We start from the raw sequence: 13,936 nt of genomic DNA, 5'->3' as shown, positions 1-13,936 counted from the left end.
CTCGCCCCGTTCAAGGACCAGCCAATGCCGTGTCGCCCGTCACCAACGTCCCCGGACAGCACACCTAGCCGGGGACCCTCACCTGGATCAGCGCGTGCGTGCCGCCGGTGCGCCAGCGCTGCTCCTCGGCCGCGACCAGGGCCGCTTCGGTCCGCGCGTCGAGGCCGGTGATCACGTCGGACTTCAGGGTGCGCAGGGCGGCGACCGGGCCGGGGAAGTGGGCGGTGACGTCGGCGAACGGCGTGGTCGGGGCCCACAGCCGGTCGCCCACCAGGCGGCGGTAGTTGAGGTCGCCCTTGACGATCGTGAGGGTGGCCGAGGCGAACTCCTCACGCAGGTCGCGGGGCATCTCCTCGAAGGGCAGCGGGGCGGCGGCGAAGGGGTGGGCGCGCAGCGCGAGGCGTCCGTCGGCGAGGGCGGACCACAACTGCCCGCCGTACGCGGCGGCCGCTCCCCCGGCGCCGGTCAGCCGGCGCAGGGCGTCGACGACATCGGCGGTGGTCGCGTCGGAGACGTAGTAGGGGTAGGGCTTGACGTGCAGGACCGCCCGCCGGATGCGGCCGCTGCCCAGGAGGTGGGCGAGGAGGAGCAGATCGGGGACGAGTTCGCGGCCCGCGTTGTCGGCGACCAGGCACAGCGGGCCGGCGTCCGGCCCGGCGGCGTCGAGCAGGACCAGAGCCGGTCGCTGCCGTCGGCGACCAGGCCGGGCGCGGCGTCCGCGGCCCGGGCGCCCTCGGCGGAGAGGCGGAAGCCGAGGTCGGCCCGGTTGCCCCACAGGGAGCCGTGCAGCAGGGCCCGGGCCTGTTCGGCGGCGGGCCGGGCGGCGAGGTCGTCGAGGGCGGCGAGTTCCTCGCTCGTCTCGGCGGAGTCGAGTTCGGCGAGCTTGAAGGGGCGGAAGGGGTCGATGCCCTGCCAGGGGCCCGGGGCGAAGTAGCCCACGGCCTGGAGCAGCCGGCGGTAGAACCAGCTCTCGGACCAGAGCCACGGCACGTCGAACCAGGACCGACCGGTGTACGCGACCAGCCCCCAGGCCTCCCAGAGGTCCCGGTCGTGCGCGTCGGCGGGGAGGGGCGCGATCTCGCCCTCGGTGCACTCGGTGAGCAGTTCGTCCAGGGCGCGGTGCTGCGCGGGTTCGTACGGGAAGGCCTCGCGGACCTGCTTGATGATCGCGGGGTGCCGCTCGGCCAGCACACTGTGCGGGAAGGAGCCCGGCTGGTTGCCGAGGAGCAGGGGCGCGGAGGGAGTGTCGGGCATGGGCCTCACCGTAACGCGCGTGCCCCTCGCACGGGCCGGACCGCCCGCGCGCCGGTCACACGGGGGCGATCTCCCGCTCCAGGCGCGCCGCCAGGCTCAGATAGCGGGCCCGGCGGGTCACCGGGACCAGGCCGCGGATGAGTATGTTCCACATCTCGGCCGTCCGGCGGGGCTGGCGGGCGACGGGTTCGCGGGAGCGGCCCACGACGCGGGTGCCGACGAAGAAGCAGACCAACGAGTGGGCCACGACGTCGATGTCGATGTCCGGGTGGACGTCGGACTCCTTGACCGCGCCGACGAGCCGGGCGGTGACGATGTCCAGCCACTCGGTGAACGGGTGGCTCAGTGGCGGCCGGGGCCGGATCCCGCCGGTGGCGAGCCGCAGCCCGGCCCGCAGCACCGGGTCCTCGACGGACATGCGGGTGATGCCGAACGTGAGGCGCATCAGCGACTCGAAGGAGGTGTGGCCGCGGCTGTCGGTCTCCGTCGCCAGCCGGCGGGCGGTGTGCGACTGGAGTTCGAGGATCGCGTGGGCGAGATCCTCCTTCGCCGCGAAGTGGAAGTACAGGGCTCCCTTGGTCACCCGCGCGTGTTCCACGATGTCGCTGAGACTGGTCGATTCGTAGCCGCGACGGTCGAACAGGTCAGCGGCGGCCGTGATGATCGTCGAGCGGGTCTGCTCGGCTCGCAACTGCCTCGCCATCGGCTGAACTCTCCCGGGACGGAAATGAACGGGTCATGCCGTTTGTTTTTACCCCCCGTACACGATAACTCACCCTCAGACGGCGCTCACCACACCAGTGTGCCGGAGTGCGGGTGCACATCCGGCAAAACAAGCGCAACTGGTGAAAGAAAACAGCGCGTTCGGTATCTAACTGTGGGGGATATGGGGCCAGACGTAAAGGCGGGCCGGCCGGTGCCCCATCCGCACCGGCCGGCCCGCCCGCTTGTGGCCTGCCTCGTTCAGCGTTCCCGAAGGAGGATCAGAAGGTCAGCTTCCAGCTGTTGAGCGTGCCCGTGTCCTGGGCGGCGGTGTCCTGGACGCGCAGCTTCCAGGTGCCGTTGGCCGTCTCGCCGGAGGCGTTCACCGTGTAGGTGGTCTTCACGTTGTCGGCGGAGTCCGACGCGGCGGACTTCAGGCGGTACGTCGAACCGTCCGGCGCGACCAGGTCGATGACGAGGTCGCCCCGGTAGGTGTGGGTGATGTCGACGCCGACCTGGAGGGCCGACGGGGCGTTGCCGCTGCGGCCGGTGACGCTGATCGGGGACTCGATCGCGGACCCGTTGTCCGGGATGGCGACGGCGGTGGTGCTGGAGAAGGTCGTGCCGGTGGACGTGCCGCCCTTGACGGCCTGGACCGTCTTGGCGGCGTCCGCGAGGCCCGCGCCGCAGCCGCCGGAGCAGGTGCCGGGCAGGGCACGGGCGTTGGCCTTGATGGCCGACTCGATCTGCGCCGGGGTGAGGGCGGAGTTGGCCGACTTCATCAGCGCGGCGAGACCCGCGACGTGCGGGGTGGCCATGCTGGTGCCCTGGTAGAAGTCGTAGTTCTCGCTCGACGGCGTCTTGGTGCCGGAGTTCAGCGTGGAGAGGATGCCGTTGGCGGTCGAGGTGCGGGTCTCACCGCCGGGGGCGGAGATGTCCACGACCGAGCCGTAGTTGGAGTACGAGGCACGGCTGCCAGCGCGGTTGGTCGCGGCGACGGTGATGACGTTGTTGCAGTTCGCCGGGGACGAGGACGAGGCGTTGGTGTTCTCGTTGCCCGCCGCGACGACGACGGAGGTGCCGCGGTTCACGGCGCCGTTGATGGCGCTCTGGGTCGCGCTGGAGCAGGCGCCGCCCCCGCCGAGGCTCATGTTGATGACCTTGGCGACGTTGGTGTTGGCGGGCACGCCCGAGACGCTGCCGCCGGACGCCCAGGTGATGGCGTCGATGATGTCGGAGTCGTAGCCGCCGCACTTGCCGAGCACGCGGACCGGGGAGATCTTCGCGCCGTGGGCGATGCCGGCGATGCCCTTGCCGTTGTTGGTGGCGGCGGCGATGGTGCCGGCCACGTGGGTGCCGTGCCAGGAGGAGGTGGAGGCCGGGATGCCCGCACCGCACTCGTTGGCGTTGTACCAGTCGCCCGGGTCGGCCGGGTTGCTGTCACGGCCGTTGCCGTCGACGGAAACGGCGGTGTCGGAGATGAAGTCGTAGCCGCCGACGATGTTCGCGGCCAGGTCGGAGTGGGCGACGTAGCCGGTGTCGATGACGGCGACGGTGACGCCGCTGCCGGTGGTGGTGTCCCAGGCGCCGGGGACGTTCATGCCCGCGGTCGACTCGAACAGGTCCCACTGCTTGCTGTACTCGGTGTCGTTCGGGGTGACGGCCGTCGGCTTGTTCAGACGGTCCGGGACGACGTAGGCGACCTGCGGGTCGGCCTGGTACTGCGCGACGACGTCGGCGACGGCGGCACGGGTGGGGTTGGTGCCCAGCTCGACGAGGGCGGCGCCGGTGCCGAGGCGGCGCTGGAAGTCGACGTCCTCGCCGGTCTTCTCGGCCTTGGACTCGGCGTCGGCGGCCGCCGCCTTGTTGGACTCGGCCTCGGTGGCGCCGGACTTGTAGCCGACGATGAGGCGCTCGGCCTGGATGCCGGGGGCGGCCTCGGTCTGGACGGCCGGCACGGCGGCCGGGCGGGGGGCGGCCTCCTGTGCGACGGCGACCGAGGCGGGGGCTGCGGTCAGCAGGACGGCGGAGACTGCGGCGACGGATATCAGCTTCCGTCTGAGCTCTGGGGAGGTACGCACGGTCGTTGCCTTTCGTGGCCGGACTCCGGGCTGGACGGAGCGGCGGTGGACTCGCTTCGTCGTCGAAGCGCAGGGGGGTGGTTCGAAAAGCGAAGAGCGACGCGAAGGCCGGCCAGGCGTGGGGTGCGAGCGGACCCGTTCGGGGTTACCTGTGGGTCAGCGGTGCTCGAACGATAGGCAAAGGGGTGGTCAGCGGGATACGGGGGAAACCCTCGATCAAGCGGGAAACCCACCCTCTATGGCGGGCAGTTGAGAGCTCAATGACCCCTTTTCGAGCAGGTCGTGGCGTGATGAACGCGTCGGGCCGATTTCCCGTACTGCACTACCGAACGCGCCACCCCGGGCCGAGGAGAGCAGCCGGATGCCCCGTACGACCGCATATCGCGCCGCCTTCGCGGCCGCCCTGGTGACTCCTGTGCTGCTGCCGCTGTGGGCTGCGGGGCCGGCACGGGCGCACGGGGCCCCGACGGACCCGGTGAGCCGGGTGGTGGCCTGTTCCCCGGAGGGTGGTGAGCGCGCGGGCACGGCCGCGTGCCGTGCGGCCCTCGCCGCGAACGGCGCTCCCTTCACGGCGTGGGACAACCTGCGGGTGGCGAACGTCGGCGGCCGGGACCGGGAGGTCGTCCCGGACGGGAAGCTGTGCAGCGGTGGTCTGCCCGCCTACCGGGGCCTCGATCTCGCCCGCGCGGACTGGCCGTCGACGCGGATGACGCCCGGCGCGTCGCTGACGATGCGGTACGTCTCGACGATCCCGCACACCGGTACGTTCCGGATGTATCTGACCAAGCCGGGCTACGACCCGTCCGGGCCGCTGAGCTGGTCCGACCTGCCCGAGAAGCCGTTCGCCACGGTGACGGACCCGGCGCTGACGGACGGCGCGTACCGGCTCCGGGTCACGCTGCCGTCCGACCGGAGCGGGCGGCACGTGCTGTACACGGTCTGGCAGAACAGCAGCACGCCGGACACCTACTACTCGTGCTCGGACGTGGTGTTCCCGGAGGCGAAGCGGGAGCAGCGGTCTCAGGAGAAGCCTGCGCGGAAGACGGAGCCCGAGCAGAAGACACAGCCGGGGAAGAAGGAGGGGCCGGAGCAGGAGGAGCCGGAGAAGGAGGAGCCGGTGGCGAGCGCCGCTGTGTCCGGCTCCCCCGCCGCGCGGCCCCGGGGTGACGATGAGACGCCCCTGGCCGGTCCGTCCGCTCCGGCCTCCGGCCCGTCCGCGCCCGTGCTGGCGGGCGGCGCCGCGGCGGTGCTGTTGCTCACCGGCGGCGCCGCCCTGGCCGTACGGCTACGGCGACGCTGAACCTCCCTGCGCCTAGTTGACGTTCACGGCGAGACCGCCCTTGGTCACCGGGGCGTACTTGGCGGTGAAGAAGGCGTTGGCGAAGCAGAGCGACGAGCCGGAGACCTTGGTGAACTGCTGGTTGGTGAAGGAGATGCTGTTGTCGGCGTTGCTCGCCGTGCCGTTCAGGCCGGGAGCCTGGTAGACGCAGGTGATGGAGCCGAGCAGGGTGCGCAGCTTGACCGTGGACTGGACGGTGGAGCCCGCGGCCGGGGTCACGCTGACGGCGCCGTCGGAGGACACGCTGGTGGTGTAGGGCAGGTTGTCGACGGTGATGCCGCTGACGCCGAGCACCCCGACGACGTTGGTGGTACAGGCGCTGGTGTCGAAGCTGTGGCTGGTCAGGGTCTCGGTGGCGGTGCCGGGGGCGGCCGGGTTGTCGGTGACGGTGGCGGAGAACGCCGACTTGGTGCAGGAGATGCCGCTGGTGCCGGTCGCGCTGGAGTAGAAGGTGGCGGCGGTGCCGGTCGCCAGGGACGCGTCCAGGACGTCGCCGACCGCGACGGCCGCGCCGTCGGTGGTGGTCAGGACGGGGGTGTCGGCCGCGGAGGCGGGGGCGGCGAGGCCCAGGGCGGCGACGGCGGCGGTGAGGGTGAGGAGGGTGCGAGTACGCATGCGGGTGTACCTCTTTCCATAGCGGGGGGTGAGGGGTGGGGGGCTGGCGCGAGGGCGTCCGCCGTTGCCGGCTCGTCACGCCTTCTCCGTACGTGACGGGCCGGCAACGGCAGGTCGGCACCGGCCGGAGACCCACACGGGAAGGGGCCGCCGGCCGGGCCGGGCGGGGGGTGGCTGTGGCACGGCGTCGATCGGAGGCGGCCATGCCGTGGCGGGGGGACTCGGGCGTGGAAAGCCCGTGCGGACGCACCGGGCGACGAGATGCCCGTACCGGGACGGGCGGGTCCGGGACACAGGGACGTGCCGCGTGGCGGATCCGGCGCCACGGATCCGGTGGGACGAGGAGAGTTGTAGACCTGCGCCTTGGTCAACGTCAAGGCTTGGCAAGGGAGTTGTAAGCGAGCTGAGCCTTTCGGAAGAGTGGCGGCTCACCGGCGGCGCACAATGAACACTCTTTGTTCACACTTCCCTTGACCCTTCATGTAACCGCCGGTAACTTCACCGTTGGCTACTGCGGCGTAACCAGAAAGCCCTTGCAACCACCGGGAGTTGCGGGAGCCGTACGCACGCGGTCGATGTCCGCGCCAGGGCAACGTGCCACCGAAGTCCGATCCGCACCGACACGCACCTGGAGCAGACATGACCTCCTCCGCCGAGCACACCCCCGAAAGACCGGACGGCGCCGCCGCCCCGGACGCCAGTGCCGCTCCCGCGCGACGCGGGCGGGTCCGGGCGCGCCGGGCCGCGGTGATGGCGGTGCCGGCCACGCTGGCCGCCGCGGGGCTCGCGGTGCTCACCGCCCAAGGGGCGCTGGGTGTGCAGTTCGCCATCTCCGGCATGCCGTTCACGGTCACCGCGACCGAGCTGAACGGCACCGGCTTCGCGCAGTTCGGCGGTCTTGACGAGATGGCCGAGGGCAGCCCCAACGCCGGTGACACCGGCGGTCAGGTGCTGGTCGTCACGTCCGTGATCAAGAACGCGACGCTCTCCAAGCTGTGCCAGAGCGTGGACCTGGGCGGCACGAACCTGGTCATCAGGGCGGGTGAGGGCGCGCAGAAGGTCACCGCCAGCGACCTGACGACCGACTCGACCGAGCTGACCGGTGACGCGGCGTTCAACAACATCGAGATCGGCAACGACGCCAGCACGCTCGACAAGGCAGGGCCGAAGGGCCGCGGACCCAAGGGTGTGTTCAGCCAGCAGTCGGACACCGTGCACATCGCCAACCTGCGGCAGACCAACTACGCGACGACCGCCGGTGTGTTCAAGCTGCCGGGTCTGAAGCTGGGCTTCAGCGGATCGGGTTGCTGATGCCGCGCGGTCCGCGCGAGGGGGTCCGGCCCGCCTTCCGTCGGTGGCGGGCCGGCCGCCCGTTCTGGGGCGGGCTGCTGCTCGCCCTCGGCGGGGCGGAGGTCCTGCTCACACTGAAGGCGTCCTTGGACGTCATCCTGCACGTCGGCATGCAAGGCCTGGCCGGCTATCTGCTGCCGGTCGTGATGCTGCTGTGCGGCGTGCTGATCCTGGTCAACCCCTCCCAGCGCCTGTTCTACTCGGTCATCGGAGTACTGGTCTCCCTGGGCACCTGGCTGACCTCCAACCTGGGCGGCTTCTTCATCGGCCTCCTCCTGGGCGTGACCGGCAGCTGCCTCACCTTCGGCTGGCTCCCGGACCAGGAACCCCGCATCAGCCGCAGACAACGCCGAAAGCAGTCCCGGGCGGCGACACCGGCGGGCCAGCACTGAGGATCACACGGCACACGTGACGCAACGCCGCCTGCCCACGGGGCGGGCGGCGGCGTCCGTCGACCCTCCCAGCCGCCGGCGGAGCGGGCCCCCGCCCGGGGCTCTATGCGGCGTCCGCCGGGGCGGTGGGGCGGGGTTCTTCCCCGGGTGGCGGAGCCGCGGCCGAACCCGGCTCCTCCTTCAGGGCCTTGGTCTCGCTCTTGAGGATGCGCATCGCCCGGCCCAGTGAACGTGCCGTGTCGGGCAGCTTCTTCGAGCCGAACAGGACGATCACGACGATCGCCACGATCAGCAGATGCCAGGGCTCCAGTCCGTTGCGCAGCATGTCATGCCCTTCCTCTCGCCGACAGTTGCTACATTGCGCAACTGTACAACCCCCGGGCGAGAGGCAAGCAGACGCCGATGACGGTCACCAGCAATCAAAAGACGGACCCGCCGCGGCACCGGAGCGGGGGCGCCGCCCACGGCACCAGAGGCGCACCCCGGGACCGCGGGCGCCGCCGGGCGCGCCGGCGTGGCCGGGGCATACGCACCACCCTCCTCGTCGGGCTCGCCCTGCTCGTGCTCGCCGCGGGCGGCGCGGGCTGGCTGTATCTGCGGCTGGACGGCGACATCAGCACCTTCGACTCCGGCGGACTCTCCGACAACCGCCCCGACGCCGCCGCCTCGAAGGGCGAGAACGTCCTGGTCATCGGCTCCGACACCCGCACCGGCGGCAACCACGCGCTGGGCGGCGGCGACAAGGACGACGTGGGCCGCTCCGACACCGCCTTCCTGCTGCACGTCTACGCCGACCACCGGCACGCGATCGCCGTCTCCATCCCCCGCGACACCCTGGTCACCATCCCGCCCTGCAAGCTGCCCGACGGCACCTGGACCAAGGCGCAGCCGCACACGATGTTCAACGCGGCGTACTCGGTCGGCCAGACCCCCGCGGGCAATCCGGCCTGCACCCAGAACACGGTCGAGCGGCTCACCGGGCTGCGCGTCGACCACACCGTCGTCGTCGACTTCGAGGGCTTCGCGGAACTGACCGACCTGGTGGGCGGGGTGAAGGTGTGCCTGCCGCAGAACGTCTATGAGAACGACCTCGACCCGCATCTCACCGCCCGGGGCAAGCTGCTCTTCCGCGAGGGCGAGCAGACCGTGTCGGGCCGGAAGGCGCTGGACTACGTCCGGATCCGGCACGGCATCGGCGACGGCTCCGACATCGGCCGGATCAAGCGCCAGCAGGCGTTCGTGGCGAGCCTGCTGACGGAGATCAAGAGCAAGGGCCTCACCCCCACGCGGCTGTTGCCGCTGGCCGAAGCCGCCACGAAGTCGCTCACCGTCGACCCCGGCCTCGGCACCGCCGGCAAACTGATCTCCTTCGCGATGTCCCTGAAGGACATCGACCTGCACAACACCAAGTTCGTCACCCTGCCCTGGCGTTACGACGGGTCCCGCGTGGCGATCGTCCAGCCGGACGCGGACGCCCTGTTCGCCGCGCTCAGGTCCGACCGCACGATCGACGGCCAGAACGCCACCGGGAAGCGGAACAAAGCCGCTGGTTCCGGGGCCTCCCCCTCCCCCGCTCCCGTCTCCGGTGAGGGCATCGACGTCGCCGTGTACAACGGCACCACCGTCCCCGGCCTGGCGGCCCGCGCCGCGGCGATGCTCACCGAGGACGGCTTCAACGTCACCGGCACGGCCACGGCCGCCGACCAGGACCGTCCCACCACGCTGGTCGAGTTCGGGCCGGGCCAGGAGGACCGGGCCCAGGCCGTGGCGCGGGCCTTTCCCGGGGCCGAGCTCCGGTCGGTGACCGGCGCCGGGATCAGCGTCGTCCTCGGACGGGCCTACGCGGACCGCCCGGCGGCGGGAGGATCCGCGTCCCCGGCGCCGACCGCCGTGCCGTCCGAGGTCGCCGACGGGGCCCGCTCCGCGGACGACAACCCCTGCACGAACCTCACCTACGGCTGACGACGCCGCTGCCGGGCCCGAACCGCCGTCAGGGCCAGGGCGTACCCGCCGAGGACGACGACCGGCAGCAGCCAGTACGCGGCGGGCAGGGCGGTCATGCCGAGGGCCGACCCGAGGGGGCTCGGCGGCAGCAGCAGGCCGACGGCGGCGAGTCCGGCCGCCGCCAGGCCGACCGGGCCCGGCGCGCGACCCGGCCCCTCGCCCCGGCCGGTGCGCAGCAGCAGCATGACCAGGGCCTGGGTGAGCAGGTTCTCGGTGAACCAGACGGAGTGGAACACCGCCTCGTCGTCCACGGCGTCGGGGCCGTTCAGCGCGAGGGCGAGCACGGCGAAGGTGGCCAGGTCGGCGAGCGCGTTGAGCATCCCGAATCCGACGGCGAACCGCAGGAAGGAGCGGGGTCCGAGCACCGCGGGGCCGCGCAGGGCCGCCGCGCCGGGACGGTCGTGGGCGAAGGCGAGCTGGGCCGCGTCGAAGCACAGGTTCTGCGCGAGCACCTGGGCCGGGAGCATGGGCAGGAAGGGCAGCAGCAGTCCGGCGCCGAGCATGGCGACGACGTTGCCCAGGTTCGAGGAAAGCGTGACGCGCAGGTAGGAGGCGATGTTGCCGCTCGCGTGCCGGCCCGCCGTAATCGCGTGGCCGATCGCCGTGAGGTCCTTCGCGGCGAGCACCACGTCGGCGCTCTCCCGGGCCACGGCGACGGCGGAGCGGGGCGCGATGCCGACGTCGGCGGCGCGCAGCGCGGCCACGTCGTTGACGCCGTCGCCGAGGAAGCCGACGGTGTGCCCGGCGGCGCGCAGGGCGGTGACGAGGCGGGCCTTGTCCTCGGGGGTGCAGCGGGCGACGACCGTCACCCCGCCGGGGCCGTCGCCGAGCCGGTCGGCGGTGCGCACCTCGCCCGGGTCCAGGCCGAGGTCCCGGCAGACCCGGGCGGCCGTGGCGGGGTGGTCACCGGTGAGGACCTGCACGGTGACGCCGCGGTCGGCCAGGGCGCCCAACGCCTCGGCGGCGGTGGGGGCGAGGGCGTCCCGGAAGGTCACCAGGCCCCGGAAGGTCAGGCCGTGGGCGTCGGCCGTGCGGGCACCGGCGGGGCGGTCGGCCGTGGCGACGGCCAGGACCCGCAGCCCGGCGTCCGCCTCCCGGGCGGCGAGCGCGAGCAGCCGGCCGGGTTCGCCGGGCCGCGTCGCGCAGCGCTCCAGGACGGCCTCCGCGGCGCCCGTGACGACGACGGTGTGCCGCCCGAGTCCGCCTCTCACCACCGCCGTCGCGGTCCGCCGTACGGGGTCGAACGGCACCGCGTCCACCCCGTCGTACTCCTCGCCCACCGCCCCGGCCGCCTCCAGCAGGGCCTCGTCGAGGGCGTCGGGGGCGGGCAGTTCGGCGAGCTGGAGGGTCCACCATGCGCCGACGGCGGCCCAGCGCAGCACCTCCGGGTCGTCCCGCCCCGCCGGGTCGAGGGCCTGGTGGACGACCGGACGGTCCTGGGTGAGGGTGCCGGTCTTGTCGACGCACAGCACGTCGACCGCGCCCAGGTCGTGCAGCGCGGGCAGGCGTTTGACGATCACGGCGTGCGCGCGGGCGAGGAGGGTGGCGCCCCGGGCCAGGCAGGTGGTGACGATCACCGGCAGCATCTCGGGGGTCAGCCCGACAGCGACCGCGACGGCGAAGGGCAGGGTCTCCAGGCCGCGGTCGCGCAGGGTCGCGTTGGCCATCAGCACCAGCGGCGGTGTCAGCAGCATGAACCGGATCAGCACCCAGGAGATGCCGTGCACGGACCGGTCGAAGGCCCCGCCCGGCCGGGGCGCGTCCGGCACCCGGTGTGCGGCGGCGAACCGGGTGCCGGTGCCGGTCGCGACCACGACGGCGGTGGCACTGCCGGAGGCGACCGTGCTGCCCTGGAAGCAGAGCGGGTGCTCGTCGGGGGCGTCGTCGTCGACCGCCCGTTTCGCCACCGGCGCCGACTCCCCGGTCAGCGCGGCCTGGTGCACCGTGAGTCCCCGGGCCCGCAGCAGCCGTACGTCCGCCGGGACCAGGTCGCCGGGACCGAGCCGGAGCACGTCGCCCGGGACGAGTTCGGCGACCGGCACCTCGCGGGGCTCCGGCGGCTCGGCGTGACCGGGTCGCCGCAGCACCGTGGCGGTGCCGGCGACCAGGTCGCGCAGCGCGGCCAGGGACCGGTCGGCCCGGTGCTCCCCGCTCGCCCGCAGCGCACAACTGACCGCGACCAGGGCGGAGATCACCACGGCGGTGCCCCAGGAGGCGACGGCGGCCGACACCAGGCCGAGGCAGAGCAGGACGGCGGTGAAGGGGTCGCGCAGGGCGCCCGCGCACCGGCGGGGCCAGGACGGGGTGCGGCTCTGAGGCAGCGTGTTCTCGCCGACGGCTGCCAGCCGGGCGGCGGCCTCCGTCTCGGTCAGCCCCCGGGGTCCCGACTCCAGCCGCCGCAGCACCTCCAGGGTGGTGCCCTCGGCGGTCTCAGAGGCCATGGAGGCGCCGCCGCGCCGGCGCGGCACGGTCGGTGAGCCGGCCGACCAGGAGCCGTACGACCTCGACGACATCGGGGTCGTCGACGTAGTACACCTGGCGGCGGCCCTCACGGCGGGAGCGTACGAGTCCGGCCAGCTTCAGCTTGGTGAGGTGCTGGCTGACCGCGGGCAGGGCGCCGCCCACCCGTTCGGCGAGCCCCGTCACATCGCTCTCGCCCTGGGCCAGCGCCCAGACGATGTGCAGCCGCGCGGGCGAGGCCAGCAGACCGAAGGCCGCGGCCGCCTGGCCGAGCACGTCCTCGGAGGGGTCCTCGAAGCCACTGCCGGCTGCCGCCACCGTCTCCGCCTCTTCCGTCGTCCGCCTCGTGCACCTCGGGCACCTCGGGCACCTCGTGCACTCGTGCACTCGTGCGCCGAGCCAGTCTAGGCGGGCCCGGAGAGCCCCGCGGCAAGGCATCGGGCCGGGCCGCCCCGGGGAGACGCCGAACCGCACGGACGGTACGGAAAGCCGAGGTGAGAGCGGATGTGACGCCCCGTCGTTCGACCGGCCGGACAGATCATCACGATGCGGCAGCGGCAACTCACTGCATGTGGCCGCTCACTTGACGACCGGTGGTCACACACGGTTGGCTCCGGGCCAGCGAGAGTGACGCGGCCGGTGCACCCTGCGGCCCCGCCCGCTCTCTCACCCTGCTCTTGCTCGGCCGCACAGCGAGGTCCGCCCCTCATGAACACTCCTCCCCCGCCGCACCCTCCCGTGAGACGCACCCGTGTCGCGGCGCTGGCCTTCGCCCTGTGCCTGCTGGTGTCCGGCTGCTCCGTGCTCGGCGCCTCCGACGACACCCCGGACGCGGCGGGCGGGTCCGGCGACGGGATGAAGGTCACCCTGGTGACACACGGCGGAAAGGGCGACGCCTTCTGGGACCTGGTGCGCCGGGGCGCCGAGGCGGCGGCCGCGAAGGACGGGATCGCGCTGACGTACGTCGGTGACGCGGACCCGGCCGCGCAGGCCGATCTGGTGCAGGAGGCGGTCCGCGACAAGGCCGACGGCATCGCGGTCACCCTGGCCAAACCGGCGGCGATGCGCGGTCCGGTCGCCCGGGCCAAGGCGGCCGGCATCCCCGTCGTCGGGCTCAACTCCGGCATCGACGCCTGGCGTCCGGCCGGGCTCCTGGAGTACTTCGGCCAGGACGAGTCCGTGGCGGGCCGGGCCGTCGGCGACAAGCTGGACGGCCTCAAGGCCGAGCACGCCCTGTGCGTGGTGCACGAGCGGGGCAACGTCGCGCTGGAGGCCCGCTGCGCGGGAGTGCGCAAGACCTTCCGCGGCGAGACGGACAACCTGTACGTGGACGGCACCGACCCGGACGCGGTGACCGCCGCGATCGCCTCCCGGCTGCGGCAGGATTCGAGCATCGACCAGGTCGTCACCCTCGGCGCCCAGTTCGCGCTGAGCGCGGTCACGGCCGTACGGCAGTCCGGCAGCCGGGCGAAGGTCGCCACCTTCGACCTCAACAAGGACCTGGTCGAGGCGGTCGAGGACGGCGACGTGCAGTTCGCCGTGGACCAGCAGCCGTATCTGCAGGGCTATCTCGCGGTGGACGCCCTGTGGCTGTACCGGACCAACGGCAACGTCAGCGGCGGCGGAACGGCCCCGGTGCTCACCGGACCCGCCTTCGTGACGCGGTCGAACGTGTCCGCGGTGGCGCGGTTCGCGGCCGCCGGAACCCGGTGACCGGCGCCTTCCTGTGACGGTGTCGC

11 protein-coding genes and 1 pseudogene are annotated in these 13,936 nt (G+C 72.8%); 5 read left to right on the top strand and 7 right to left on the bottom strand.

The window, feature by feature from the left end:
• Positions 1-64: 64 nt before the first annotated feature.
• The 3 genes and pseudogenes from ACFZDE_RS24730 to ACFZDE_RS24720 all read right to left on the bottom strand — a co-directional run bounded on the left by ACFZDE_RS24730 (position 65) and on the right by ACFZDE_RS24720 (position 4,037).
• Positions 65-1,254: pseudogene (locus tag ACFZDE_RS24730) on the bottom strand (damage-control phosphatase ARMT1 family protein).
• 55 nt (positions 1,255-1,309) lie between these two features.
• Positions 1,310-1,957 (bottom strand): ScbR family autoregulator-binding transcription factor, encoded by a 648-nt coding sequence (locus ACFZDE_RS24725; RefSeq protein ID WP_390994104.1) that lies wholly within the window; start codon positions 1,955-1,957, stop codon positions 1,310-1,312.
• A 280-nt stretch (positions 1,958-2,237) separates the two neighbouring features.
• Positions 2,238-4,037: a S8 family serine peptidase gene (locus tag ACFZDE_RS24720; RefSeq protein WP_390994105.1), complete on the bottom strand. Its 1,800-nt coding sequence runs from the start codon at positions 4,035-4,037 to the stop codon at positions 2,238-2,240.
• A gap of 361 nt (positions 4,038-4,398) precedes the next feature.
• Between ACFZDE_RS24720 and ACFZDE_RS24715 the strand changes: the two genes are divergently transcribed.
• Positions 4,399-5,337, top strand: a complete 939-nt coding sequence (locus ACFZDE_RS24715) for a lytic polysaccharide monooxygenase (protein WP_391203082.1) — start codon at positions 4,399-4,401, stop codon at positions 5,335-5,337.
• A gap of 12 nt (positions 5,338-5,349) precedes the next feature.
• Here the strand turns inward: ACFZDE_RS24715 and ACFZDE_RS24710 are convergent, their stop codons facing one another.
• Positions 5,350-5,991, bottom strand: a complete 642-nt coding sequence (locus tag ACFZDE_RS24710) for a Tat pathway signal sequence domain protein (protein ID WP_390994107.1) — start codon at positions 5,989-5,991, stop codon at positions 5,350-5,352.
• Positions 5,992-6,630: 639 nt separating this feature from the next.
• Between ACFZDE_RS24710 and ACFZDE_RS24705 the strand changes: the two genes are divergently transcribed.
• Together ACFZDE_RS24705 and ACFZDE_RS24700 are read left to right on the top strand one after the other, a co-directional pair.
• On the top strand, positions 6,631-7,302 hold the full coding sequence (locus ACFZDE_RS24705; protein ID WP_390994108.1) for a DUF6230 family protein: 672 nt from the start codon (positions 6,631-6,633) through the stop codon (positions 7,300-7,302).
• On the top strand, positions 7,302-7,733 hold the full coding sequence (locus tag ACFZDE_RS24700) for a DUF6114 domain-containing protein (protein WP_390994109.1): 432 nt from the start codon (positions 7,302-7,304) through the stop codon (positions 7,731-7,733). Before ACFZDE_RS24705 ends, ACFZDE_RS24700 begins: the two co-directional genes overlap by 1 nt.
• A gap of 103 nt (positions 7,734-7,836) precedes the next feature.
• Here ACFZDE_RS24700 and tatA read toward each other — a convergent pair whose 3' ends face one another.
• The gene (tatA, locus tag ACFZDE_RS24695; protein WP_391203079.1) at positions 7,837-8,058 is read right to left on the bottom strand and encodes a Sec-independent protein translocase subunit TatA; all 222 of its coding nucleotides are present in this window, start codon (positions 8,056-8,058) and stop codon (positions 7,837-7,839) included.
• Between the two features lie 77 nt (positions 8,059-8,135).
• Here tatA and ACFZDE_RS24690 point away from each other — a divergent pair, with 77 nt between their 5' ends.
• Positions 8,136-9,695 (top strand): LCP family protein, encoded by a 1,560-nt coding sequence (locus ACFZDE_RS24690; RefSeq protein WP_391203076.1) that lies wholly within the window; start codon positions 8,136-8,138, stop codon positions 9,693-9,695.
• Here ACFZDE_RS24690 and mgtA read toward each other — a convergent pair.
• Positions 9,686-12,178 carry a magnesium-translocating P-type ATPase gene (gene mgtA, locus ACFZDE_RS24685; RefSeq protein ID WP_391203073.1) on the bottom strand — a complete coding sequence of 831 codons (2,493 nt, stop codon included), beginning with the start codon at positions 12,176-12,178 and terminating at the stop codon, positions 9,686-9,688. The genes ACFZDE_RS24690 and mgtA overlap by 10 nt on opposite strands.
• Positions 12,168-12,515: a metalloregulator ArsR/SmtB family transcription factor gene (locus ACFZDE_RS24680; RefSeq protein WP_390994113.1), complete on the bottom strand. Its 348-nt coding sequence runs from the start codon at positions 12,513-12,515 to the stop codon at positions 12,168-12,170. Before ACFZDE_RS24680 ends, mgtA begins: the two co-directional genes overlap by 11 nt.
• Positions 12,516-12,905: 390 nt before the next feature.
• Here ACFZDE_RS24680 and ACFZDE_RS24675 point away from each other — a divergent pair, with 390 nt between their 5' ends.
• Entirely contained in the window at positions 12,906-13,910 is a 1,005-nt protein-coding gene (locus ACFZDE_RS24675; protein WP_391203070.1) for a substrate-binding domain-containing protein, read from the top strand.
• Positions 13,911-13,936 lie beyond the last annotated feature (26 nt).

Source organism: Streptomyces sp. NPDC007929, from assembly GCF_042959065.1.
In the GTDB taxonomy this organism is placed as follows: Bacteria; Actinomycetota; Actinomycetes; order Streptomycetales; family Streptomycetaceae; genus Streptomyces.
Note: the sequence above shows the minus strand (reverse complement) of the source record. Positions and strands in the feature narration are given on the sequence as shown.